We start from the raw sequence: 24,442 nt of genomic DNA on the forward strand, positions 1-24,442 counted from the left end.
CGGGGGGATCAAGGTGGACAACATCAGGCGGGTGGCCGATGCGGGGGCGGACACCTTCGTGGCGGGCAGCGCGATCTTCAATGCGCCGGACTACCGCCGCGTGATCGACACGATGCGGGCCGAGCTCGCCGAGGGACAGCGATGAACGCACCGCTCTACGCCATTCCCGGGTCGGCTCACCCGCCGGCGTCCGCTCCGGCCGCCGGGACCGTGCCGCGGTCCGATGCCCCCCGCACCGTCGCCGAGGTGCTGGCCGCCAGCCAGGTCGAGGCGGTGATCGACGAGCTCGAGCGTGACCTGATCGGCCTGGCGCCGGTCAAGCAGCGCATCCGCGACATCGCGGCCCTGCTGGTGATCGACCGGCTGCGCCTGAGCTTCGGCCTCGCGGCGCAGAACCCCAGCCTGCACATGTGCTTCACCGGCAACCCGGGCACGGGCAAGACCACCGTGGCGTTGCGCATGGCCGAGATCCTGCACCGGTTGGGCCATGTGCGCAAAGGCCATGTGGTCAGCGTCACGCGCGACGACCTGGTGGGCCAGTACATCGGCCACACGGCCCCGAAGACCCGCGAGGTGCTGAAGAAGGCCATGGGCGGCGTGCTGTTCATCGACGAGGCCTACTACCTCTACCGTCCCGACAACGAGCGTGACTACGGCCAGGAGTCCATCGAGATCCTGCTGCAGGTGATGGAGAACCAGCGCGACGACCTGGTGGTGATCCTGGCCGGTTACCAGGACCGGATGCAGACCTTCTTCCAGTCCAACCCGGGCATGAGCTCGCGCATCGCCCACCACATCGAGTTTCCGGACTACGCCGCCGCCGAGCTGCTGGAGATCGCCGACCGCATGGTCACGGGCATGAACTACCGCTTCGGCAGCGAGGCCCGCGACAAGATGGCTCATTACCTGAGCCTGAGGATGGGGCAGCCGCATTTCGCCAACGCCCGCAGCGTGCGCAATGCGCTCGACCGTGCCCGCCTGCGCCAGGCCAGCCGGCTGTTCGCCGATCGCCACCGCGAGCTGAGCCGCGAGGACCTCGTCACCCTGGAGGTGGCGGACCTGGCCGGCAGCCGGGTGTTCGACCTGGCCGCAGCGCCGCCCCGTCCGGCGACACAGGATTCCTGAAACGACCGCAGAACCGAGGATGCCGAGATGAACACGACATTGGAGACCTGGCTGGCGACCCAGCCGACCGCACTGGCCGACGTGCTTCGCCACATCGCCCAGGCCTGCAGCGAGATCGCCCGCCTGTGCGCGCATGGTGCGCTGACGAGCGCCTCCGGGGGCGACGGTGGCCACGGCCCGGCCGGCGAGGCCAATGTGCACGGCGAGGTGCAGCAGCGGCTCGACGTGCTGGCCGACCGGGCGATGGCCCTGGCGCTGGCCCGCAGCCCGTTCGTGGCCGGCTGGGCCAGCGAGGAGCAGACGCTGCCCGTGGTCGCCCCGCTGGCCGATCCGGCTGCGCCGTATCTGGTGCTGTTCGATCCGCTGGACGGATCATCCAACATCGAGGCCAACATCTCGGTGGGCACGATCTTCTCGGTGCTGCCCCACCTGTTCCGTGGCGCGGCACCGACCGAAGCCGCCTTCCTGCAGCCGGGGCGTCGCCAGCTGGTGGCGGGTTACGCCCTGTACGGTCCGGCCACGGTGCTGGTACTGACGGTCGGGCAGGGCGTGCTGACCTTCACGCTCGATCCCGTCGGTGGCCAGTGGCTGCTGACCCGCAGCGCCGTGCAGGTGCCGGCCTGCACGTCGGAGTTCGCGATCAACACGAGCAACCAGCGCTTCTGGGAGAAGCCGGTGCAGCGCTACGTGGCCGAATGCGTGGCCGGCGAGGACGGACCGCGCTCGCGCCACTTCAACATGCGCTGGGTCGCCAGCCTGGTGGCCGAGGTGCACCGCATCCTGTCGCGCGGCGGGGTGTTCCTCTACCCGCGTGACCATCGCGAGCCGCGCCGGCCGGGTCGCCTGCGGCTGATGTACGAGGCCGCACCGATGGCCTGGCTGATGGAGCAGGCCGGCGCCAGCGCCAGCACCGGCACCAGCGAACTGCTCGACATCACGCCCGACACGCTGCACCAGAAGGTGCCGGTCATCCTCGGCTCGCGCGACGAGGTCGAGCGCATCACGCGCTACCACGCCGATCCGAGCGAGAACGTGTCCTGGCAGCTGTTCAAGACGCGCTCGCTGTTCGTGCAGGCCCAGCCCTAGTCCGGCCCTTCCCGCACGTCCGTCTTCCGCACGGCCCTGGCGCATCGAGCCGGGCCGCCGCATGCACGGATCACCTTGTGCATCCAGGCGATCCCGTGCCGTCGTCCTTCCAGAACAGCAGAGGCCACGCCATGAGCAAGAGACATCCGATCATCGCCGTCACCGGTTCCAGCGGCGCGGGCACCACCACCGTCAAGCGGGTGTTCGAGAACATCTTCCGGCGCGAGGGCATCACCGCGGCGGTCATGGAGGGCGATGCCTTCCACCGCTACACCCGCGTCGAGATGAAGGAGCGCATCGCCGCGGCCGACCGCGAAGGCCGGCCGATCAGCCACTTCGGCCCGGACAGCAACGAGTGGGAGGCCCTCGAGGGCCAGTTCCGCGACTATGGTCGCCAGGGCCGCTGCAAGTCGCGCTTCTACCTGCACAACGACAGGGAGGCACAGCCCCACGGCCAGGAGCCCGGCACCTTCACGCCGTGGCAGGACATCGCCGCCGACACCGACCTGCTGTTCTACGAGGGACTGCATGGTTGCGTGAAGACCCCGCAGGTCGACCTGGCTCGCCACGTGGACCTGAAGATCGGCGTGGTGCCCATCATCAACCTGGAGTGGATCCAGAAGCTGCACCGCGACACCCGCGAGCGGGGCTATTCGACCGAGGCGGTCAGCGACACCATCCTGCGGCGCATGCACGACTACGTGCACTACATCTGTCCGCAGTTCGGCGAGACCGACATCAACTTCCAGCGTGTGCCGGTGGTCGACACCAGCAACCCCTTCATCGCCCGCGACATCCCCACGGCCGGCGAGAGCATGACGGTGATCCGCTTCCGCAACCCGAGCGGCATCGACTTTCCCTACCTGCTGAGCATGATCGACAACGCCTTCATGAGCCGGGCCAACACCATCGTCGTGCCCGGCGGCAAGATGGACTTGGCGATGCAGCTGATCCTCACGCCGATGATCCTGCGGCTGATGGACATGCGCCGTGCCCAGCACTCCTGAATCCGAGACCCGAGACCCGAGACGAGGAGACTCCCATGCGCACCGCCCCCCGTTCCCAGGATCTGGCCCATGCCCTGCGCGCACTGGCGATGGATGCCGTGCAGCAGGCCGCCTCCGGCCATCCCGGCGCCCCGATGGGCATGGCCGAGATGGCGGTCGCGCTCTGGACCCGCCACCTCAAGCACGACCCCGCGGATCCGCACTGGCCGGACCGGGACCGCTTCGTGCTGTCCAACGGCCATGCGTCGATGCTGCTCTACGGCCTGCTGCACCTGAGCGGCTACGCGCTGCCGATGGAGCAGCTGCGGCGCTTCCGCCAGCGGGGCAGCCTGACGCCGGGCCACCCCGAGGTCGACCACACGCCCGGGGTCGAGACCACGACCGGCCCGCTCGGCCAGGGCCTGGCCAACGCGGTGGGCATGGCGCTGGCCGAGAAGCTGCTGGCCGACCGCTACAACCACGACGGCCACACCGTGGTCGACCACCGCACCTGGGTCTTCGTCGGCGACGGCTGCCTGATGGAAGGCCTGAGCCAGGAAGCGATCTCGCTGGCCGGCGCGTGGCAGCTGGGCAAGCTGACCGTGCTGTACGACGACAACGGCATCAGCATCGACGGCCCCGTGCGGGCCTGGTTCGCCGACGACACCGCGGCGCGGTTCCGGGCCTGCGGCTGGTCGGTGATCGGCCCGGTCGACGGCCATGATGTCGAGGCCGTCGATGCGGCGCTGCAGCAGGCCCGCCGCAGCGTCGACCGGCCGACGCTGGTGATCTGCCGCACGACCATCGGCCGCGGCTCGCCCGCCCGGGCGGGCACGGCCCGGGCCCATGGCGAGCCGCTGGGCGAGGCCGAGATCGAGGCCACCCGGGCCGCGCTGGGCTGGACGGCCGCGCCTTTCGAGATCCCGCCGCAGATCGGGGCGGCCTGGGACCAGCGTGAACAGGGCGCCGCTGCGCAGGCGGCCTGGCGGGTCCGCTGGAACGACTACCGGCGCGACTGTCCGGCCGATGCGGACGAGCTCGAGCGCCGCCTGCTCGGCCGGCTGCCCGAGGGCTTCGAGATCGACTGGCTGCGTCTGCTCGCCCGCACCCAGCAGCAGGGCCGCACGCTGGCCAGCCGCAAGGCCTCGCAGCACACGATCGCCGCGCTGGCGCCCCGGCTGCCCGAGCTGCTGGGCGGCTCGGCCGACCTGACCGGCTCGAACCTGACCGACTGGCCCGACTGCGGTGCGGTGCGTGGTGGCGAGCGGGGCGGGCGCCACATCAACTACGGCGTGCGCGAGTTCGGCATGGCCGCGGTGATGAACGGCCTGGCGCTGCACGGGGGGTTCATCCCCTTCGGTGGCACCTTCCTGACCTTCAGCGACTACAGCCGCAACGCCATCCGCATGGCCGCGCTGATGAAGCGCCGCGTCATCCACGTGTTCACGCACGACTCCATCGGCCTGGGCGAGGACGGCCCGACCCACCAGCCGGTGGAGCATGCCGCGAGCCTGCGCCTGATCCCGGGCCTGGACGTCTGGCGGCCCGGCGACGAGGCCGAGACGGTGGCGGCCTGGGGCCATGCGCTGATGCAGGCCGACCGCCCGAGCGCGCTGCTGCTGTCGCGCCAGAACCTGCCGGCCCAGCCGCGCGGCCCCGAACAGACCGCGGCGATCCGGCGCGGGGCCTATGTGCTGAGCGACCGGCCGCAGGCCGTCGCGGTGCTGATCGCGACCGGCTCGGAGCTGTCGCTGGCCATGGCGGCCCAGCAGCTGCTCGACCAGCAGGGGGTGCCGGTGCGGGTGGTGTCGATGCCGTCGAGCACGGTGTTCGACCGCCAGGACACGGCGTGGCGGCAGGCGGTGCTGCCCCCCGGGCCGCCCCGCATCGCGGTCGAGGCCGGGGTCACGCCGCCCTGGGCCGCCTACGGCTGCACGGCGGTGCTGGGGCTGGATCGCTACGGTGAATCCGCTCCGGGCCCCGAGCTGATGCAGGCGCTGGGCTTCACCGCGGCGCATCTGGTCGAGCTGGTGCGGGCCGAGGTCGCCCGCTGCCCGGCGGGAGTGCCACGATGAGCGGCCCCTACACGCTGATCAGCTTCGACCTCGATGGCACGCTGGTCGACACCGCCGGCGAGATCGCCGAGGCGGCCAACCGCACGCTGGCCGAGTTCGGCGTGCCGCGCCAGGACGAGGCCTTCGTGCGCGGCTTCATCGGCGCGGGCACCCGGCAGATGATGCTGCGGCTGATGGCCCACCTGCTGCTGCGTGATCCGGCGCTGGCCGGACGGCTGCGCGCCGAGCGGGTGCTCGAGCGGCTGGAGGTGCACTACGGCCAGACCGTGGGCACCTCGGCCCGGGTCTATGCCGGTGCGCACGAGGCCCTGGCGGGCCTGCGCCAGGCCGGCCTGCGGCTGGCCTGCGTGACCAACAAGGAGCACCGCTTCGCACTGCGGGTGCTGCAGGCCACCGGGCTGGCGGAGCGGCTCGACGTCGTCATCGGCGGGGACACGCTGGCGCGCCACAAGCCCGATCCGCTGCCGCTGCGGCAGGTGATGGCGCAGTTCGGGGCTGAGCCGCACCAGACGGCCCATGTCGGCGACTCCTCGATCGACGTCGAGGCCGCGCGGGCCGCCGGGGTGCAGGCCTGGGCCGTGCCCTGGGGCTACAACGCCGGCCAGCCGATCGAGGCCGCCGGCCCGCACCGCATCTTCCACAGCCTGCCCGAGGTCGCGGCCCATGTGCTGGCGCCGCCCCGCGTGGCGCAGGCCGCCTGAGCGACTTCCCGTTCTCTCCAAGGAGCGATCCCATGGCCCTGATCTCGCTGCGTCAGCTGCTCGACCACGCCGCCGAGCACCACTACGGCGTGCCCGCCTTCAACGTCAACAACCTGGAGCAGGTCCAGGCCATCATGGAGGCGGCCCAGGCGACGATGAGCCCCGTCATCCTGCAGGCCTCGGCCGGCGCCCGGCAGTACGCCGGCGAGGCCTATCTGCGCCACCTGGTGCGGGCGGCCATCGAGAGCCATCCCGACCTGCCGGTCGTGCTGCACCAGGACCATGGCGCGTCGCCGTCGGTGTGCCTGCAGGCCATGCGCTCGGGGTTCTCCAGCGTGATGATGGACGGCTCGCTGCTGGAGGATGCCCGCACGCCGGCCCCGGCCTCGTACAACCTCGAGGTCACCGCCCAGGTCTGCCGCATGGCTCATGCGGTGGGCGTGTCGGTGGAGGGGGAGCTGGGCTGCCTCGGTTCGCTCGAGACGGGCGAGGCCGGCGAGGAGGACGGCGTCGGCGCGGCCGGCCAGCTCACGCACCGGCAGATGCTGACCGATCCGGCCGAGGCGAAGGACTTCGTCGCCCGCACCGGCGTCGATGCGCTGGCCATCGCCATCGGCACCAGCCACGGGGCCTACAAGTTCACCCGCCCGCCCACCGGCGACCTGCTGGCGATCGAGCGCATCGCGCAGATCCACGCCGCGGTGCCCGACACCCACCTGGTGATGCACGGCTCGTCGAGCGTGCCGCAGGAGTGGCTGGCCATCATCCGGGCCCATGGCGGGGACATCCGGCCGACCTACGGCGTGCCGGTCGAGGAGATCGTGCGCGGCATCGCCAGCGGCGTGCGCAAGGTCAACATCGACACCGACATCCGCCTGGTGATGACCGGGGCGATGCGCCAGCTGCTGGCGCTGCAGCCCGCCGAGTTCGATCCGCGCAAGGCACTGGCCGCCGCCCGCCAGGCCGCGCGCGGCCTGTGCGAGTCCCGCTTCGAGGCCTTCGGCTGTGCCGGCATGGCCGAGCGCATCCGCCCCGTGCCGCTCGAGGCGATGGTGCAGCGTGACCGCTGAGGGCCCGGGCATGCTGCGGGCGCTGATCTGGGATGTCGACGGCACCATCGCCGAGACCGAGCTCGACGGCCATCGGGTCGCCTTCAACCTGGCGTTCAAGGAGTTCGGCCTGTGCTGGCGCTGGGGACGGGCCCGTTACCTCGAGCTGCTGCAGGTCACCGGGGGCCGGGAGCGCCTGCTGCACGATCTGGCGCAGCGCCCGCCGTCGCAGGTGCCTGCCGGTGCCGTCGAGCGGGAGCGGTTGGTGCGTGCGCTGCACCAGCGCAAGAACCAGCTGTATGCGCAGCGGGTGGCCCGGGGGGAGGTCCGGGCCCGCCCGGGCGTGCTGGCGCTGATGGCGCAGGCCCGCGCCGCGGGACTGCAGCAGGCGATCGCGACGACGACCAGCCGCGGCAATGTGCAGGCGCTGATGAGCAGCCTGCTGGGCGAGCGCTGGAGGGCGGGTTTCGCGGCGGTGGTCTGCGGCGAGGACGTCGAGCGCAAGAAGCCCGATCCGCAGGTCTACCACCAGGCGCTGGCGCAGCTCGGGGTGGCCGCACACGAGGCGCTGGCGCTCGAGGACTCGGCCCCGGGCCTGGCGGCGGCCGTCGCTGCAGGCGTGCCGGTGCTGCTGACCCGCAGCGCGGCCGGTGCCGTGGGGCCGATGCCCGCGGCGCTGGCCGAGGGCGGGGATCTGGAGGGTGAGTTCCACGGCCCGGCCGGGGCCTGGCCGGGGGGCGCGCAGCTGCTGATCGCACTGCAGGCGCACTGGCCGGGCCTGCCGACGGCCGATGGCCCCGCGGGGCACGAGGCCCCGGCCACCCGCGCCGGCCCGTGGCTCAGCGCACCTTGTTGAGCAGGGTCTGGACCTCTTCGAGCATCTCGCCCAGGATCGGGCCCTGTGCCTCGGTCATGCCCAGGCGCTGCTGCAGCTCCTGCTGCATGAAGCACACCGTCATGCGCACGTAGGCGCTGTCGAGGGCGTTGCGCACGGCCGCCATCTGGCTGGCGATGTCCAGGCAGGGCTCGCCCCCTTCGATCATGCGCTGGATGCCACGCAGCTGCCCTTCGGCCCGCTTGAGGCGGTTCAGCAGGTCGGTGCGCGATTTTTCATCCTGGAGTTGAGCCATGGTGCAGGGGTCCGACTTCTTGTGGGGGGCTGGGAAGTCGGTCATTTTGTCCGCTGCGCCCGGGTTGCGTGCACACGCTGACGAATTACTTGCAAGGACAAGGGCCGGACTGTTCCGGAATGCCCATTTTTTTCAGCATCCAGCCCAGCGGGCAGACGTCGGTGAAGCCGAACTGCAGCAGATTGGCCCCGACGAAAGCCGTGAAAGCCAGTGCCCACTTGCTGAAGAACAGCGGGCTGCCCTCGATGCCGAGGGCCAGCGAGATCAGGATGAAACTGCCCGCGAAGATGCGGATGAGGCGGTCGACGGTCATGGCGAAAGCTCCTGGTTGCAAGGGGGAAGGGGTGAGTTCAGGTCGTGGCACGGGCTGCCGTGTCGTGCTGCTGGTGATACATCGCGTAGTACAGCACCGGGATCACCACCAGCGTCAGCATGGTCGAGACCAGGATGCCGAAGATCAGCGAGATGGCCAGGCCGTTGAAGATCGGGTCGTCGAGGATGAAGAAGGCGCCGATCATCGCGGCCAGGCCCGTGAGCGCGATGGGCTGGGCGCGCACGGCCGCCGAGCTCATCACCGCCGCCTTGAAGTCCATGCCCTGCGCCACCTGCAGCTCGATGAAGTCCACCAGCAGGATGGAGTTGCGCACGATGATGCCGGCCAGCGCGATCATGCCGATCATGCTGGTGGCGGTGTACTGCGCACCCAGCAGCGCATGGCCCGGCATCACGCCGATGAGGGTCAGCGGGATGGGCGCCATGATGATCAGCGGCGTCAGGTAGCTCCTGAACTGAGCCACCACCAGCAGGTAGATCAGGATCAGGCCCACGCCGTAGGCCGCACCCATGTCGCGGAAGGTCTCGTAGGTGATCTGCCACTCGCCGTCCCACTTGACGGCGTACTGGCGGTAGGGATCGCCGGGCTGCCGGATCCAGTATTCCTCGATCTTGCCGGTGCCGGGCAGGGCGGCCTTCTCCAGGTTCGGGCGGATGGCGAACAGGCCGTACAGCGGCGAATCCAGCTTGCCGGCCATGTCGCCGAAGACGTAGCTCACGCCGTGCAGGTCCTTGGTGAACAGCGGCTTGTCGATGACGGCCTTCTCGACGCGGACCAGCTCGGACAGCGGCACGAGCTGGCCGTTGCCCGCGCGCAGCGGCAGCGCCAGCAGGGCCTCCAGGCCGACCTGGGATTCGGGCGGCAGCTGCAGGCGCACCGGCACCGGGTACTTGCTCTGGCCGTCGTGCAGCCAGGCCGCATCCATGCCGGACAGCGCGCCGTGCACGGTCTGCGCCACGGCGGCCACCGGAATGCCCAGTGACGCGGCCCGCTGGCGCTGCACGCGCAGGAAGGTGCGCGGCGCATCCTCGCGCAGCGTGGTGTCGATGCCGACGATGTCGGGCGTGGCGGCAAAGGCCTTGGCCACGTTGGCGGCCAGTTGCTGGCGTCCTGCTTCATCGGGGCCATAGATTTCGGCGACCAGCGGGCTCATCACCGGCGGGCCGGGCGGCACTTCCACGACCTTCAGACGCGCGCCGTGGGCGGCGGCGATCTTCTCCAGCTCCGGGCGGTGGCGCTGGGCGATGGCGTGGCTCTTTTCACTGCGGTGGTGCTTGTCGACCAGGTTCACCTGCAGGTCGCCCTGCTCGGCGTCGGCGCGCAGGTAGTACTGGCGCACCAGACCGTTGAAGGTGATGGGGCTGGCCGTGCCGGCGTAGCACTGCAGGTTGCGCACCTCGGGCTGCTTGGCCAGCCAGGCGCCCAGGTCGTTCAGGGCGGCGGCGGTGTTTTCCAGCGGCGTGCCGGCGGGCATCTCGACCACCACCTGGTACTCCGACTTGTTGTCGAAGGGCAGCATCTTCAGCACCACCCACTGCACGCCGGCCAGGCCGACGCTCAGCAGCAGCGCGACGAGGATGCCGGCCAGCAGCAGCCAGCGCTTGCGGGCGCTGTCCAGGAAGGGCGAAAGCACGCGGGCGAAAAAGCCCGGCAGCCTGGCCGCCAGCCCGGTGGGCGCAGCGTGTGCCGACGCGTCGCCGGGGCCGTGCGACTTCATCAGCCGCGCGGCCAGCCACGGCGTGACCGAGAAGGCGATGGCCAGCGAGATCGCCATGCCCAGGCTGGAGTTGATCGGGATGGGGCTCATGTACGGCCCCATCAGGCCGCTGACGAAGGCCATCGGCAGCAGCGCCGCGATCACCGTGAAGGTGGCCAGGATGGTGGGGCCGCCCACCTCGTCCACCGCGCCGGGAATGATCTCCAGCAGCGGACGCCCCGGGTGCAGTTGCTGGTGGCGGTGGATGTTCTCGACCACCACGATGGCGTCGTCCACCAGGATGCCGATGGAGAAGATCAGCGCGAACAGCGAGACGCGGTTGAGCGTGAAGCCCCAGGCCCAGCTGGCGAACAGCGTCGCCGTGAGCGTCAGGATCACCGCCGCGCCGACGATCACCGCCTCGCGCCGCCCCAGCGCCATGCCCACCAGCAGGATCACCGAGCCCGTCGCGAACGCCAGCTTCTGGATCAGCTTGTTGGCCTTCTCGGCCGCGGTCTCGCCGTAGTCGCGGGTGATGGTCATCTCCACGTCGGCGGGGATGACGGTGTTGCGCAGCTCGTCCAGGCGGGCGCGGACAGCGCGGGCCACGTCCACGGCGTTCTGGCCGGGCTTCTTGGTGACGGTGATCGTCACGGCCGGATGGACGCTGCCCGGGCGGGCGCCGGCACCGCTGGCACCGGCTTCGGCAGCCTTCGTGGCTTCCCCGTCGGCCGGGGCCGATCCGGGGGTGAACCAGACGTAGCGCGTGGGCTGAGCGGCACCGGCCTCGATGCGGGCCACTTCACGCAGGTACACCGGCTTGCCGGCGTGCGTGCCGACCACGAGCTGACCGACGTCGTCGGCCGAGCGCAGGAATTCACCCGTCTCGACGGTGATCATCTGCGGCGCGGCGCTGTCGCGGTTGACCACGCTGCCCGAAGGCATGGCGAGGTTGGCCGCGGCCAGCGTCTGCTTGAGCGAAAGCACGTCCACGCCGCGTTCGCGCAGCCGGGTCGGGTCGAGCAGCACCTGCACGGTCTGGCCGGGGCCGCCGATGGTTTCCACCTCGCGGCTGCCGGGCACACGCTTGAGCTCGGCCTCGACGGAATGGGCCACGCGCTCCAGGTCCACGCCCGGTGTGCCGTCCTTGCTCCACAGCGTCACGCCCAGCACCGGCACGTCGTCGATGCCCTTGGGCTTGACGATGGGAGCCAGCGTGCCCAGGCCGGCGGGCAGCCAGTCCTGGTTGGCGTTGAGCACGTCGTACAGGCGCACCAGGGCCTCGGTGCGCGGCACGCCCACCTTGTACTGCACCGTCAGCACGGCCACGCCGGGGCGGGCCACCGAGTAGGTGTGCTCGATGTCGGCGATCTGGCTGAGCACCTGCTCGGCTGGGCGCGCGACCATGTTCTGCACGTCCGCCGCGCTGGCCCCGGGGAAAGGGATCAGCACGTTGGCCATGGTCACGTTGATCTGCGGCTCTTCCTCGCGCGGCGTGACGAGCACGGCGAACAGGCCCAGCAGCAGCGCCACGAGGGCCAGCAGCGGCGTGAGGGCGTTGTCCTGGAGCCGGGCGGCCAATCGGCCCGAGAAACCGAGCGGCGCCCGGGTGTTCGATGGGGTGGGCGAGTTCATGGTGTCGTGTCCGGCCTGGGCTCAGCGAGCGGCCGCGGGGCGGGCATCGGCCAGGCCGGCGCGCACCGCGTCGGTGGCGACCCGTTCGCCGGCGCTCAGGCCGGCCAGCACCTCGACGCGGTCGCCCTGGGTGGCTCCCGGTCGCACCGCCCGCAGCACGAACTGGCCGCCCCGCGCGACGTAGACCGCCGTCAGCTCGCCGCGCCGCAGCAGGGCACCGACCGGCACGCTCAGCGCGGTGGCCGACGCGGTCGTGGCACCGGCCGGGTCCGCGAAACGCACCCGCACGGTCTGGCCGGGCAGCAGGCTGCCGCCGTCGGCACCCGACAGGTCGAGCCGCCATTCGACGGTCTGCGTCACGGCATCGGCCGTGGGCAGGTCGGTGCGGCGCACCGGAGCGACCCAGCGCTGGTCGGGCAGCTGCACCTCGATGCGCCGGGCCGTGCGGGCCAGCATCGCCTGCGAGGCCGGCACCTGCACCACCGCCCGCAGCGCGCCGGGCTGGTAGACGGTGGCCACCGCTCGGCCCGGGATGGCCAGGTCGCCGGTGTCGAGGTGGGTGGCCAGCACCACCCCCTCGAACGGTGCGGTGACGCTGGCGAAGCTGCGTGTCAGCGCCGCCTGCTGGCGCCCGGCGCCGGCCTGGGCCATGCCGGCCTCGGCGGCCTTGAACTGGTTCTCCGCGTTGTCCAGCGCCGACTGGCTGACGTAACCCTGGGCGCGCAGCTCGCGGCTGCGCTCCAGCTGGGTGCGGGCGTTGCGCAGGTCGGCCTCGGCCTGGGCGACCCCGGCACTGCTCTGGGCCAGCGCCGCCACTGCGCCGCGTTCGTCGATGCGTGCCAGCGGCTGGCCGGCCTTGACCTGATCGCCGGCCCGGACCTGCAGCTGCAGCACGTTGCCGCTGACCTGCGCGGCAACGGTCGCCTGGCGCACCGCCTGGACCGCCCCGTCGATCTCCAGCCCCCGGCGCGTGGCCTGCGAGCGCACCTCGACCACCGGCACCTCGACCGCTGCCCGGGCCTGCAGCGGGCCGGCCATCAGGGCTGCCAGCAGCAGCGTGCGGCCACGCCGAAGGGCCACGAAGGGGAGGGGCGGGGCGGGCGTGCGGGGCATGACGGACTCCTGTATACCCTGCATGGTATATCAGAACGATGTTTCCGGGAGCGACCGTCCCATGTTGGTCCGCCGGTCACGCCGATGGGGTGAGCGCCCTCAGTGGCCGATCGGACGGACCTCGGCGGGCCTGGAAACTGCATCGCTGGGCTACAGTTCCCGTCGTTTCAATCGCGGAGTTCGCCCATGGCCATCGCCACCCTGACCCCCGCCCTGGCCGCTGCGCTCGACGCGCTGCCCGCGTCGCGCCTGCCGGCCCTGCTGTGCACGATGCCCAAGGCCGAGCTGCACCTGCACATCGAGGGCTCGCTCGAACCCGAGCTGATCTTCCGCCTGGCCGAGCGCAACGGCGTCACGCTGCCGTATGCGAGCGTCGAGGCGCTGCGTGCGGCCTACGCCTTCACCGACCTGCAGAGCTTTCTCGACATCTACTACGCCGGTGCCAGCGTGCTGCTCCAGGAGGCGGACTTCTTCGACATGGCCTGGGCCTACCTCGAGAAGGCCGCGGCCGAGAACATCGTGCACGCCGAGCTGTTCTTCGACCCGCAGACCCACACCGACCGGGGCGTGCCCATCGACGTCGTGATCCGCGGCCTGGCCCGGGCGGTCGAGCGGGCCCGCACCGAACTGGGGGTCAGCGCGGCGCTGATCCTGTGTTTCCTGCGCCACCTCAGCGAGGCGGCGGCCTTCGGGACGCTGGAGGCCGCGCTGCCGTGGCGCGAGCACTTCATCGGCGTCGGGCTCGACAGCAGCGAGCTCGGCCACCCGCCGTCCAAGTTCGAGCGGGTGTTCGCCCGCTGCCGCGAACTGGGCCTGCACGTCGTCGCCCACGCCGGCGAGGAGGGGCCGCCGGCCTACATCCACGAGGCGCTGGACCTGCTGCACAGCGAGCGCATCGACCACGGCGTGCGCTGCCTCGAGGATCCGGCGCTGGTGCAGCGCCTGGCGGCCAGCCGCATGCCGCTGACGGTCTGCCCGCTGTCGAACATCAAGCTGTGCGTCTTCGACTCGCTGGCCGGGCACAACCTGCCGGCGCTGCTCGACGCCGGGCTGTGCGCGATGGTCAATTCCGACGATCCGGCCTACTTCGGCGGCTACCTGAACCAGAACCTGGTCGAGACCTTCGCCGCGCTGCCGCAGCTGGGGGCCCGCCAGGCCTGGCAGCTGGCGAGCAACAGCTTCGAGGCGAGCTTTGCCGATGCCGCCGAGAAGGCCCGCTGGCAGGCCCGGCTCGACACGTTCTTCCTCACCGCCGCGGCCTGACCGCCGGCCGGCGCCACCCCACCGGGTTTGGGGGGGGTGGCGCCGCTCCAGGGGGCGAACAGGCCGTCGCTCGCTGGTTTTATCGGCCGTTGAAGGCCCGGGACGGCAGCCTACATTGGCTTGGCCATGTCCGCCCAGCCCCCGACCCTCGACCTGCCGCCCGCCTTGCGCGATCCGGCCGCCCTGCGCCGCATCGAGCGGCTCGTGCTGCTCGGGTTCGTGCTGCTGTGGGCGCTGATCGTCGTGGTCAGCGTGCTCGACATGCGCGCCGACGTGCGCCTGCGCACGGCCGACCTGATCCACGAGGCCGAGCTCGGCACCCGCACCAAGGCGCAGGAGCTGCAGGCGATGTTCCGCGAGCTGCACGTCTCCATCCGCACGATGAGCCTGCTGCCGCCGCTGCGCGAGGCCGAGGCCCGCAACCGCGCCAGCCCGGACGACGATGTCGTCGACGGCCGGCGTTTCCGCAGCAGCGACGCCCAGACGCTGCAGCAGCTCTACAACCACCAGGCGGCCTTGCTGTCGGTCTCCGAGGTCTACGTCGTCTACGACGGCTTCCAGCCCGACCGGGGCGAGGTGCCGTTCCTGATGTTCGACCAGGTCATCGTCGACCGCTTCCGCTCCCGCATCGGCCGCCACCTGGCGGTGCTGGGCCTGCCCGATTTTTCGGCCATGGAGGCCACGGCAGCCGGCGTGCTGGCTCGGCCCGGACGTGACGAGGCCGCGGCCCGGGACCGCTGGCATGGCGCGCTGTCCGGCCCCGCCCGGGACGATGCCGACATCCCGCTGGAGGACGAGCACGAGGAGTACGCCTACCTCGAGCGCCTGCTCGCCCGGGAGCGTCAGGCCCATGCGCAGCTGCCGGCCACCGGGCCGGAGGGCATTCCGATGACGGTGTCGCCGCTGCTGCGCACCTGCGACAACAGCCAGTTCCTGTCGATGCGCCACGGGGATGAGCGGGACCGCACCGGCCTGATCTTCAGCAGCCCGATCTACGACGCCCGCAGCGGCCGCTTCAAGGGCGTGGTCGCCACCACGGTGCGCACCAACATGATCGAGGCGCGGCTGATCGGCTGGCCTTTCCTGCCGGTCTCCGAGGCCGATCGCGGCGAGGCGGTCCAGGCCGGCATGAACCTGCAGGCGCCACCGGCCGAATGGGTGCTGGAGCACGCCGGGCTGGGCGTGCGGGTGATGGACCGGCGCCACCCGCAGCTGGCGAGCTGGCTCGAAGCCCCGGGCGGATCCGCACAGGGCTCGATCGTGCGGGTCAGTGCCGAGGTGCCGGTGGCCGGCGAGGCCGGCTGGATGCTGCATCGCTACCTGGCGCCCGCGCAGATCGAGCAGATCGAGCGGCAGGCCGGCCTGAGCCTGCTCTGGCGCGCCGGGGCGGCCACCGTGCTGCTGCTGCTGCTGGGCGGCACGGTGCTGCACAGCCTGCGCAGCCAGCGGCGCGGCCATGTGCAACTGCATGCGCTGGCCAACTTCGACCCGCTCACCGGGCTGCCGAACCGGCGCCAGCTGCAGTCGCGCATCGAGGCTGCGCTGCTCGGCGCCCGCCGCCGCCACGCACGCATGGCGCTGGTGATGATCGACCTCGACGACTTCAAGCAGGTCAACGACACGCTGGGCCACGGCGCGGGCGACCGCCTGCTGGTGGAGCTGTCGCGCCGCTTCGGCGAGCGCCTGGCCGCCGACGACCGCGCCCGCCACGTGCCCGGCTGGGGCGAGACCCCGCTGCGGCTGATGGCCGATGCCTCGTCCGAAGGGGCGCTGCTCGGCCGGCTGGGCGGGGATGAGTTCCTGGTGCTGCTGCCCGAGGTGTCCGACGACCGCGAGGCGCTGGCCGTGGTCGACAGCCTGCTGGCCGCGCTGATCGAGCCGGTCCACATCGACGGCCAGCCGACCTACTGCCGCGCCAGCATCGGCGTGGCGCTCTACCCGCAGCATGGCCACGATGCCGACACCCTGCTGCGCAGCGCCGACCAGGCGATGTATGCGGCCAAGCGCGTCAACGGCAGCAGCGTCGCGCTGTTCGAGCAGGAGCTCGACCAGGATTCAGTGCGCCGGCTCAAGCTGCTCACCGAGCTGCACGGCGCCCTCGAGCGCGGCGAGTTCCTGCTGCACTACCAGCCGGTGCTCGACGTGGCCAGCGGCAGCTTCCGCAGCGCCGAGGCGCTGCTGCGCTGGCGCCACCCGCAGTTCGGCCTGGTCTCGCCGGGCGAGTTCGTGCCGCTGCTCGAGCGCTCGGGCCTGATCGTGCCAGTCGGCCGCTGGGTGCTGGGCGAGGCCGCCCGCCAGGTGCAGCGCTGGCGCCTGGCGGGCTCGCCGCTGCGCGGCGTCAGCGTCAACCTCTCGGCGGTGCAGATCGCCCAGACCGACTACTCCGCCGAGGCGGTGCACATCGTCGAGACCATCGGCGTCGAGCCCGAGGCGCTGACCGTCGAGATCACCGAATCGGTGCTGATGGACAACTCCGAGCGCAACATCGCCCAGCTCGAGGTGCTGCGGGCCGCCGGCATGCGCCTGGCCATCGACGACTTCGGCAAGGGCTACTCCTCGCTCGGCTACCTGCGCCAGTTCCCGGTCAACGTGCTCAAGATCGACCGCGCGCTGCTGACCGACGCCAACAACGCCACCGGCCGCGCCATCCTCTACACCGTCGCCGACCTGGCCCAGCGCATGGGCATCGACTCGGTGGGCGAAGGCGCGGAGGACCGCGAGCAGTTCGACAGCCTCATCGATGCCGGCTGCACCGCCGTGCAGGGCTACTTCCTGGCCCGCCCGATGCGGGCCGACCTGGCCGATGACCTCGCCCGGCACTTCGACCTGGACGATCACCTGATCGAGCACCCCGCGCTGCCGCCGCTGCCCACGCCGCGCCGGCCGCTTCCGGGCCCGGGCGCGATGTTCATGCCCGGCACGGCCTGAGCCGGCGCTGAGCGACAATCAGGCGCTGCTCGCGTGCCCCCGCGGGCAGCGCCTTTTGCATCCGGGGCCATGTGGAGGAACACCATGTACAAAAACCTCGTGCGCGCCAGCGTGGCCGCCGTCGTTGCCGCCGCCTGCGGGTCGGGCCTGGCGCAGGGCACCGCCCCCGCGCCCCGGGCCCCCGCCGAAGCCCTGAAGGTCGCCTTCGTCTACGTCAGCCCCGTCGGCACCGCCGGCTGGACCTACCAGCACGACCTCGGCCGCCTGGCGATGGAGCGCCACCTCGGCGCGGCGGTGCGCACCACCCGGGTCGAGAACGTCGCCGAGGGGCCCGACTCCGAACGGGTGATGCGCGACCTCGCGGCCCAGGGCCACCGCCTGATCTTCGCCACCAGCTTCGGCTACCTCGAGCCGGCGCTGAAGGTCGCGGCCGAGTTCCCGCAGGTCGCCTTCGAGCACATGGGCGGCTACAGGACCGCGGCCAACCTCAACACCTACAACGCCCGCTTCTACGAAGGCCGCTACCTGGCCGGTCTCGTCGCCGGCCGGATGAGCAAGACCGGCACCGCCGGCTACGTCGCCGGTTTCCCGATCCCCGAGGTCGTCCAGGGCATCAACGCCTTCACGCTGGGCATGCGGGCGGCCAACCCCAAGGCCACGGTCAAGGTCGTCTGGCTCAACACCTGGTTCGATCCTGCCCGCGAGCGCGAGGCCGCCCAGTCCCTGCTCAACGACGGGGTGGACACGCTGACCCACCACAGCGGCTCCACCGCCATCCCGGTGCTGGCCGAGGAGAACGCCGCCCGGGGCGTGATGCTGCTGGGCTACCAGAGCGACATGCGCCACATCGCGCCCCAGGCGCAGCTCACCTCCGTCACGCACGACTGGGGCGCGCACTACACCGCGGTGGCACGTGCCGTGATCGCCGGCACCTGGAAGCCGCAGCCCTTCTGGGGGGGCGTGCGGGAGCGCATCATCCACCTCGCGCCGTTTTCCGAGCGGGTGCCCGTGCCGGTGCGCCAGCAGGTCGCGGAGATCGAACGGGCCCTGGCGGCCGGTCGCCTGCACCCGTTCACCGGCCCGCTCGTCGACCAGGCCGGCTCCGTGCGTCTGGCCCGCGGTGCGATGCCCGATGCCGAACTGGCGAAGATGGACTACTTCGTCCAGGGTGTGGTGGGCACCTTGCCCAGGCACTGAGCGGCGTGCAGCGCATGGAATCGCGCTGCGATGACACCATCACGGGGAGCCTTCATGGACATGAAATCGAATCCTTTCCACCGGGCACGGTGGTCGATCGCCGTGCTGGGCGCGCTGGCGCTGGTGGCCTGTGGCGGTGGGGGCGGCACCGGCGACGCGGGCACCCCGTCGACCGAGGGCGTCTATGCCGGCGTGCTCAACGGCAGCAGCAGCGGCAGCACGGCCTTCCAGTTGCTGATGCTCGACAACGGCGAGCTCTGGTCGATGTACGGCACGCAGGGGGCCAGCGCCTTCGTGGCGGCCGGTTTTGTCCAGGGCTCGGGCACGCAGGTCAGCCACGCCTTCGTCTCGACCAACACCCGCGACTTCGGCACCGTGCCGGCGCAGGGCGTGACCACGAGTGCCCTGCACGACCCCACGGCCAACACCCTCTCCGGCACCGTCGGCTCGACCTCCTTCGTCGGTACCCCGCTGCCGACGTCGCTCTACACCTACGGCACCCCGGCGGTGCCGGGCACCGTGACCGGCTCGTGGACCACCACCAGCCTGAGCGGCGAGCGCGTGACGGTCGACATCACCCCCGGCGGCACGTTCACGGCCACCTCCAGCCTCGGCTGCAGCCTGTCCGGGACGATCGTGCCGAGGCCCTCCGGCAAGAATGTCTTCAACGTGGCCGTCACCTTCGGCGCCTCGCCCTGTGCGCTGCCGTCGCAGGCCGCCTCGGGCATCGCGATCGCCTATCCCCTGCCCACGGGCAGGACCCAGTTGCTGGTCGCGGTGGTGAACCCGGCCCGAACGGCAGGCCTGGCCCTCGTCGGCACGAAGTGAGGCCGGGATCGGGAGGACAATGCCGTTCGATTCCCAAGAAGGCATTCCATGAGCATGAAAAAGACCGATCTCGTCAAGGGCCTGGCGAAAAAACTCGAAGGCAGGATGAAGACGGTCGGTGTGCCGCCCCGGTTCGGCCAGGGGTCCGCCGCGGCCGCCGAACCACGCGGTGCGCGTGAAGCCGCGACCGTCGCCCGGCCGGTGTCCGTCACCTGCCGCCTGCCCGCCGATCTGGCCCGTCGCCTGCGCGAGCGGGCCGTCGGCCAGGAGGGCGGGGTCAACACCGTGATCGCCCAGGCGCTGGAGCAGTGGCTGGCCGCCGACACCACGGCCCCTGCCCCGGCGTCCGAGCCTTCGCCGGACTGACGTCGGCACGAGACGCTGGCGTCGTGGCGCGTCCATGGCACGATGCTTCTCCCGAAGGAGAAGACCATGGCGATGGACACCAAGGATTACCTGAGCTTCAGCCTGTCCGTGATCGCGCTGGGGGTGTCGCTCTACAACCTGTGGCGCGCCCGGCGCGACGCGCTGCTGCAGAACCAGCGCAGCTTCGAGCAGAAACGCTTCGAGGCCGCGGCCCTGGCCTCGGACATCAAGAGCCACTACCTGCAGAGCGAGGGGGCGCTCGAGGCGGTGCGCTTCGAGGCGAAGCGGGCCAGGGATGCGTCGCTGGTGTCGGATCTGGAGGTGCACATCGCCTCGGGCAAGTCGTCCCTGCAGACCTTCACGGCCGTCGAGGCCGAACTGGCCGGCCTGCCGCCGTCCAGCGGCGATCCGGCCGAGCTGCTGGTCATCGAGAAGCTGCTCGGCCAGATCAAGGTGCAGAAGGCCGCCGCGGCCGAACGCGACCGGCGGGTGCTGAACTTCATCGAGACCGCCCGCCGCAAGCTGCTGGCGGCATCGTTGGTGCCACCGCCATCGCCTTCTCCTGTCCCCTGAGCCGCCCGACGGTCAGGTCTGCCGCAGCAGGCGGTCAATCCTCCGGATGCCCGTCCCAGCGCTTCACCATCTCCGCCTGCACCGTTGCGGGCACGGCGTCGTAGTGCGACAGCGCCAGACGGTAGCTGCCGTGGCCGCGGGTGAGGGCGTGCAGGCGGATCTGGTAGCCGGTCAGCTCCGACAGCGGCACGAGTGCCCTGATCACGCCCTGGTCGGTGCCACGCACCTCGCCGCGGCGTGAGGCGAGGTCGCCGGTGATGTCGCCGATGCCGGGACCGGCCGCGGTGATCTCGACCTCGGCGATCGGCTCCAGCACGACGGGGCGGGCCTCGCGCACGGCCGCGATGAAGGCCTTGCGGGCGGCGGTGATGAAGGCGATCTCCTTGCTGTCGACGCTGTGGTGCTTGCCGTCGAGCACGGTGACCCGAACGTCGACGACGGGATGGCCGGAAATGACCCCCTGGGCCATGGCCAGCCGCACGCCTTTTTCCACGGCGGGCATGTACTGGCCGGGGATGGCGCCGCCCTTGACCACGTCGACGAACTCGAACCCGGCGCCCCGTGGCAGCGGGTCGACCTGCAGGTGCACCTCGCCGAACTGGCCGGCGCCGCCGGTCTGCTTCTTGTGGCGGTACTGCGCCTGGGCGGTGCCGGTGACGGTCTCGCGGTAGGCGATGCGCGGCGGGGCGGTGTCGACCTCGACGCGGTAGGTCTCGCGCAGGCGTTCCAGCATCACGCGCAGGTGCAGCTCGCCCAGGCCGTAGACGACGGTCTCGTGGGTGTCGGGCACCTGCTCGATCCGCAGGCAGGGGTCCTCGGCGCCCAGGCGCGCCAGCACTTCGGTGAGGCGCTGGTCGTCGCCGTGGCGCCGGGGCCGCAGCGCCAGGCCGTGGACCGGCATCGGGAACTGCAGCGGCTGCAGGTGGATGGGGTCGTCCTCGGCCGCGTCGTGCAGCACGGCGTCGTGGTGGATGTCGTCGATCTTGGCCACGGCGGCGATGTCGCCCGGGCCGGCCTGCGCGATCTCGACCACGTCCTTGCCCTGCAGCCGGAACAGGTGCCCGACCTTGAAGGGCTTGCGGCCGTCGCCCACGTGGAGCAGGCTGTCGCGGGTGACCGTGCCCTGGTGGACGCGGAACACGCCCAGCCGGCCCACATAGGGGTCGATCACCACCTTGAACACGTGCGCCAGCACGTGCGCGGCCGGGTCCACTGCCGCGTGCATGAGCCGGGCGGCCTCACCTTCGCCTCGAAGGAAGTCGGGCGGGTTGCCTTCGCCGGGGTCGGGCAGCAGCCGGGTGATCACGTCGAGCAGCGCGGCGACGCCGGCGCCGGTGCGCGCCGACACGAAGACGACCGGAATCAGGTGGCCCTCGCGCATGGCCTGCTCCAGCGGCGCGTGCAGCTCGTCCGCCTGCACGTCGCCGTCGTTCAGGTAACGCTCGACGAGGTCGGCATCGATCTCCACCACCTGTTCGACCAGCGCCCGGTGCGCCGCCGCCACCGAGGAGAAGTCGGCCTCGTGGCCCGGCTCAGCCTCGGGGGCGAACCAGCAGTCGACCACCTCCCGGCCACCGTTGGCGGGCAGGTTGAGCGGCAGGCATTCGCGTCCGAACACCTCCTGGATGCCGGCCAGAAGCGCGGCGAGGTCCACGCCCGGGGCATCGATGTGGTTGACGACGATCAGGCGGTCAAGGCGGCGTCGGGCGGCCTGCTCCATCATGCGCACCGCCATGGGCTCCAGGCCGGTCGGTGCGTTGATGACGATGGCGGCGGTCTCCACCGCCTCGAGCGCCGGCAGCGAATGGCCGAGGAAGTCGGGGCTGCCGGGCGTGTCGAGCAGGTGGATGCGGACCTGCCGGTGCTCGAGGTGCAGCACGCTGGTCGACAGCGAATGCTGCATGCGGCGCTCGATCGGGTCGAAGTCGCTGACGGTGCTGCCGTGTTCGATCGAGCCGGCCGCGCCGATCATGCCGCCGGCCTGCAGCAGCGCCTCGGCGAGGCTGGTCTTGCCGGCGGCGGCCGGGCCGAGCAGCGCCAGGTTGCGGATCGGCAGCGGGCTGCCGGACGGGAGCTTGGCAACGCTGGACGCGTTGCCCGGGGCTGGGCTGGACATGACGAGTCGCCTCCTCAGCACCCGGATCACCGGAATCGGTCAGGACAGGCCGGGCACCGTCTGTTCGAGCCGATCCAGCCTACGCCGCTTGCCGGATGCGCACAAGCGAGCCACCCTGCCGCCGCCGTGGAGGACACGCGCCGGGCGCCGTCCTCAGCGGGCGCGCATGCCGTCGAGGTAGAACCTCAGCGCGTGCTGTCCGGTGAGCACCGCCTGGTCGGGTGACAGGTTCAGCGTGGCCTGGCTCAGCAGGCCGTCGACCAGCGCGAACAGGCCGCGCGCGCCCGACTCGATGTCGAAGTCGTCGCGGATGCGGCCACGCTCCCGCGCGATGCGCAGCAGCGCCGAGATGTCGGCGATGTAGCCGTTGATGCAGTCGAGCTGGCGCTGCTGCGCGCTCTGCATGTCGGCGCTGTATTCGGTGCGGTGGATCGCGATCGTGAACACCCGCCGCGTGCGTTCGTCGTCGCGCAGCGCGCGCAGCGGGGTCATGGTCAGCTCGAACAGCAGCTGCAGCGGGTCGGCCTGCTCGGGCATCTGTTCGGCGCGGGTCACGGCCTCGCAGGGCATGGTGGCGCGGTCCATCATCGCGATGAACAATTCGGCCTTGTCCTTGAAGTGCCAGTAGATGGCGCCTCGCGTCACGCCGGCGGCGGTGGCGATGTCCTGCAGCGTGGCGCGGGTCACGCCATGTTCCAGGAAGACCGCCTCGGCCGTGTCCAGCAGCCGCTCGCGGGTGGCCGCGGCTTCTTCTTTGGTGCGTCGAGCCATGGTGGGATGTGGTGTCGTGTCGTGATGTGTTCACGCCCTCAGGTCGGCGTCAAGCAACGACCGTCCGGCGGTGCGGGCTTTCCCTAACAGCTGTTCTGCATACATGCATGATTGTATGTAAACTCTGAACACTTCTTCTGCCGGAAGTTCCCCCGTTCGGGGTGCGCCCGGTCAATCCTTTGTGTTTCTTGAACGACGGGGCGGGCCGTGGCGCGCTTCGATGGGGATGTTCTGATGCGATCCGAGTCTCGATCCATGTTGATGTCGACCGGCACGGCGCTGGTGGCGGTGGCCGCGGCGGTGCTGCTGGTGGCCTGCGGTGACAAGGGTGCGGCCGCGGCCGGCCCGGCAGGCGCGGGCGGCATGCCCCCGCCGCCGCCGGTGGGCGTCGTCACCACCGCGCTCGGCTCGGCCGGCCTGAGCACCGAGCTGCCCGGTCGCCTCGAGGCCTGGCGCACCGCGCAGGTCCGTGCCCGCGTGACGGGCATCGTGCAGAAGCGCCTGTTCACCGAAGGCGCCGACGTCAAGGCCGGCCAGTCGCTGTTCCAGCTCGACGCCGCGCCGTATCGCGCCACGCTCGACAGCGCCCAGGCCGCGCTCGGCAAGGCCGACGCCAACCTGGCCCAGGCGCAGGCCACCGCCCAGCGCAACGAGCCGCTGGCCGCCGCCAAGGCGATCAGCCAGCAGGAATGGATCGCCACCCAGACGGCGGTCAAGCAGGCGCAGGCCGACGTGGCCTCGGCCAAGGCTGCGGTGCAGACCGCCCGGCTGAACGTCGACTACGCCTCGGTGCTGGCGCCGATCGGCGGGCGCATCGGCCGTTCGCAGGTCACCGAAGGGGCGCTGGTCGGGCAGGGCGAGGCCACGCTGCTGGCCACGATCCAGCAGATCAACCCGCTCTACGTGAACTTCACCCAGTCGGCCAGCGAGGCGCTGCGCCTGCGCCAGGCGATCGAGCGTGGTGCGCTCAAGCGCTCCGGGGACGCCAGCCGCGTCACCGTGGTGCTCGACGACGGCAGCGAATACCCGCTGGCCGGCAAGCTGCTGTTCAGCGACCTGACGGTCGACCCGACCAGCGGCCAGGTCACGCTGCGCGCCGAGCTGCCCAACCCGAAGGGCGATCTGCTGCCCGGCCTGTTCGTCAAGGTGCGCCTGCAGCAGGCGCAGACCGAGTCGGCCATCCTGCTGCCGCAGCAGGCGGTCAGCCGCGGTTCGTCCGGCGACACGGTGCTGGTCGTCGGTGCGGACCACCAGGTCAGCCCGCGTCCGGTCAAGGTCACGGCTGGTCTGGACAACCAGTGGGTGGTCACCGACGGCCTGAAGCCGGGTGAGCAGGTGGTGGTCGACGGCTTCCAGAAGATCCGTCCCAAGACGCCGGTCACGCCGGTGCCGTGGTCGCCCGCGGGGGCGGCCTCCGGCGCCGCGCCGGCTGCGGCACCGTCGGCTTCGGCCGCGGCCAGCCGCTGAGGA

Annotated in this window: 20 protein-coding genes and 1 pseudogene; 15 read left to right on the top strand and 6 right to left on the bottom strand. The window is 71.3% G+C overall.

The window, feature by feature from the left end:
* From C7444_RS13660 to C7444_RS13695, 8 genes and pseudogenes are all read left to right on the top strand, one after another.
* Positions 1-145: pseudogene (locus tag C7444_RS13660) on the top strand (ribulose-phosphate 3-epimerase); the annotation flags it as partial.
* On the top strand, positions 142-1,125 hold the full coding sequence (gene cbbX, locus C7444_RS13665; RefSeq protein ID WP_110401410.1) for a CbbX protein: 984 nt from the start codon (positions 142-144) through the stop codon (positions 1,123-1,125). The pseudogene C7444_RS13660 and the gene cbbX, both read left to right, overlap by 4 nt.
* Positions 1,126-1,152: 27 nt before the next feature.
* The gene (locus C7444_RS13670) at positions 1,153-2,211 is read left to right on the top strand and encodes a class 1 fructose-bisphosphatase (protein ID WP_110401411.1); all 1,059 of its coding nucleotides are present in this window, start codon (positions 1,153-1,155) and stop codon (positions 2,209-2,211) included.
* 131 nt (positions 2,212-2,342) lie between these two features.
* On the top strand, positions 2,343-3,218 hold the full coding sequence (locus C7444_RS13675) for a phosphoribulokinase (RefSeq protein WP_110401412.1): 876 nt from the start codon (positions 2,343-2,345) through the stop codon (positions 3,216-3,218).
* Between the two features lie 35 nt (positions 3,219-3,253).
* Complete coding sequence (gene tkt, locus C7444_RS13680) at positions 3,254-5,272, top strand: transketolase (protein WP_110401413.1); 2,019 nt, start codon at positions 3,254-3,256, stop codon at positions 5,270-5,272.
* Positions 5,269-5,973 (top strand): phosphoglycolate phosphatase, encoded by a 705-nt coding sequence (gene gph / locus C7444_RS13685; protein ID WP_110401414.1) that lies wholly within the window; start codon positions 5,269-5,271, stop codon positions 5,971-5,973. Before tkt ends, gph begins: the two co-directional genes overlap by 4 nt.
* A gap of 32 nt (positions 5,974-6,005) precedes the next feature.
* Positions 6,006-7,043: a class II fructose-bisphosphate aldolase gene (fba, locus tag C7444_RS13690; protein ID WP_110401415.1), complete on the top strand. Its 1,038-nt coding sequence runs from the start codon at positions 6,006-6,008 to the stop codon at positions 7,041-7,043.
* Entirely contained in the window at positions 7,033-7,878 is an 846-nt protein-coding gene (locus tag C7444_RS13695) for an HAD-IA family hydrolase (protein WP_245909564.1), read from the top strand. Before fba ends, C7444_RS13695 begins: the two co-directional genes overlap by 11 nt.
* On the opposite strand, the gene C7444_RS13700 is transcribed toward C7444_RS13695, so the two are convergent.
* The 4 genes from C7444_RS13700 to C7444_RS13715 form a co-directional block, all read right to left on the bottom strand.
* Positions 7,862-8,152, bottom strand: coding sequence for a metal-sensing transcriptional repressor (locus tag C7444_RS13700; RefSeq protein WP_110401417.1), 291 nt, complete (start codon positions 8,150-8,152; stop codon positions 7,862-7,864). The genes C7444_RS13695 and C7444_RS13700 overlap by 17 nt on opposite strands.
* 85 nt (positions 8,153-8,237) lie before the next feature.
* Positions 8,238-8,465, bottom strand: a complete 228-nt coding sequence (locus tag C7444_RS13705; protein ID WP_110401418.1) for a YgaP family membrane protein — start codon at positions 8,463-8,465, stop codon at positions 8,238-8,240.
* Between the two features lie 37 nt (positions 8,466-8,502).
* On the bottom strand, positions 8,503-11,817 hold the full coding sequence (locus C7444_RS13710; protein WP_110401419.1) for an efflux RND transporter permease subunit: 3,315 nt from the start codon (positions 11,815-11,817) through the stop codon (positions 8,503-8,505).
* Positions 11,818-11,838: 21 nt separating this feature from the next.
* The gene (locus C7444_RS13715) at positions 11,839-12,930 is read right to left on the bottom strand and encodes an efflux RND transporter periplasmic adaptor subunit (RefSeq protein ID WP_110401420.1); all 1,092 of its coding nucleotides are present in this window, start codon (positions 12,928-12,930) and stop codon (positions 11,839-11,841) included.
* 186 nt (positions 12,931-13,116) lie between these two features.
* Between C7444_RS13715 and C7444_RS13720 the strand changes: the two genes are divergently transcribed.
* The 6 genes from C7444_RS13720 to C7444_RS13745 all read left to right on the top strand — a co-directional run bounded on the left by C7444_RS13720 (position 13,117) and on the right by C7444_RS13745 (position 20,085).
* Positions 13,117-14,193 carry an adenosine deaminase gene (locus tag C7444_RS13720; RefSeq protein WP_110401421.1) on the top strand — a complete coding sequence of 359 codons (1,077 nt, stop codon included), beginning with the start codon at positions 13,117-13,119 and terminating at the stop codon, positions 14,191-14,193.
* A gap of 126 nt (positions 14,194-14,319) precedes the next feature.
* Positions 14,320-17,121 (top strand): putative bifunctional diguanylate cyclase/phosphodiesterase, encoded by a 2,802-nt coding sequence (locus C7444_RS13725; RefSeq protein WP_110401422.1) that lies wholly within the window; start codon positions 14,320-14,322, stop codon positions 17,119-17,121.
* A gap of 84 nt (positions 17,122-17,205) precedes the next feature.
* On the top strand, positions 17,206-18,318 hold the full coding sequence (locus C7444_RS13730; RefSeq protein WP_110401423.1) for a BMP family ABC transporter substrate-binding protein: 1,113 nt from the start codon (positions 17,206-17,208) through the stop codon (positions 18,316-18,318).
* A gap of 60 nt (positions 18,319-18,378) precedes the next feature.
* On the top strand, positions 18,379-19,146 hold the full coding sequence (locus C7444_RS13735; protein ID WP_170130754.1) for a hypothetical protein: 768 nt from the start codon (positions 18,379-18,381) through the stop codon (positions 19,144-19,146).
* 48 nt (positions 19,147-19,194) lie between these two features.
* Positions 19,195-19,512, top strand: coding sequence for a hypothetical protein (locus C7444_RS13740; RefSeq protein ID WP_110401425.1), 318 nt, complete (start codon positions 19,195-19,197; stop codon positions 19,510-19,512).
* Between the two features lie 42 nt (positions 19,513-19,554).
* Positions 19,555-20,085: a hypothetical protein gene (locus C7444_RS13745; protein WP_170130755.1), complete on the top strand. Its 531-nt coding sequence runs from the start codon at positions 19,555-19,557 to the stop codon at positions 20,083-20,085.
* A 34-nt stretch (positions 20,086-20,119) separates the two neighbouring features.
* On the opposite strand, the gene fusA is transcribed toward C7444_RS13745, so the two are convergent.
* Together fusA and C7444_RS13755 are read right to left on the bottom strand one after the other, a co-directional pair.
* Positions 20,120-22,201 (bottom strand): elongation factor G, encoded by a 2,082-nt coding sequence (gene fusA / locus C7444_RS13750; RefSeq protein WP_110401427.1) that lies wholly within the window; start codon positions 22,199-22,201, stop codon positions 20,120-20,122.
* A gap of 153 nt (positions 22,202-22,354) precedes the next feature.
* Complete coding sequence (locus C7444_RS13755) at positions 22,355-22,972, bottom strand: TetR family transcriptional regulator (RefSeq protein ID WP_110401428.1); 618 nt, start codon at positions 22,970-22,972, stop codon at positions 22,355-22,357.
* 255 nt (positions 22,973-23,227) lie between these two features.
* Here C7444_RS13755 and C7444_RS13760 point away from each other — a divergent pair, with 255 nt between their 5' ends.
* Complete coding sequence (locus tag C7444_RS13760; protein ID WP_245909565.1) at positions 23,228-24,439, top strand: efflux RND transporter periplasmic adaptor subunit; 1,212 nt, start codon at positions 23,228-23,230, stop codon at positions 24,437-24,439.
* The last annotated feature ends 3 nt before the right edge of the window (positions 24,440-24,442 follow it).

The organism is Sphaerotilus hippei (assembly GCF_003201595.1).
Lineage (GTDB): Bacteria > Pseudomonadota > Gammaproteobacteria > Burkholderiales > Burkholderiaceae_C > Sphaerotilus > Sphaerotilus hippei.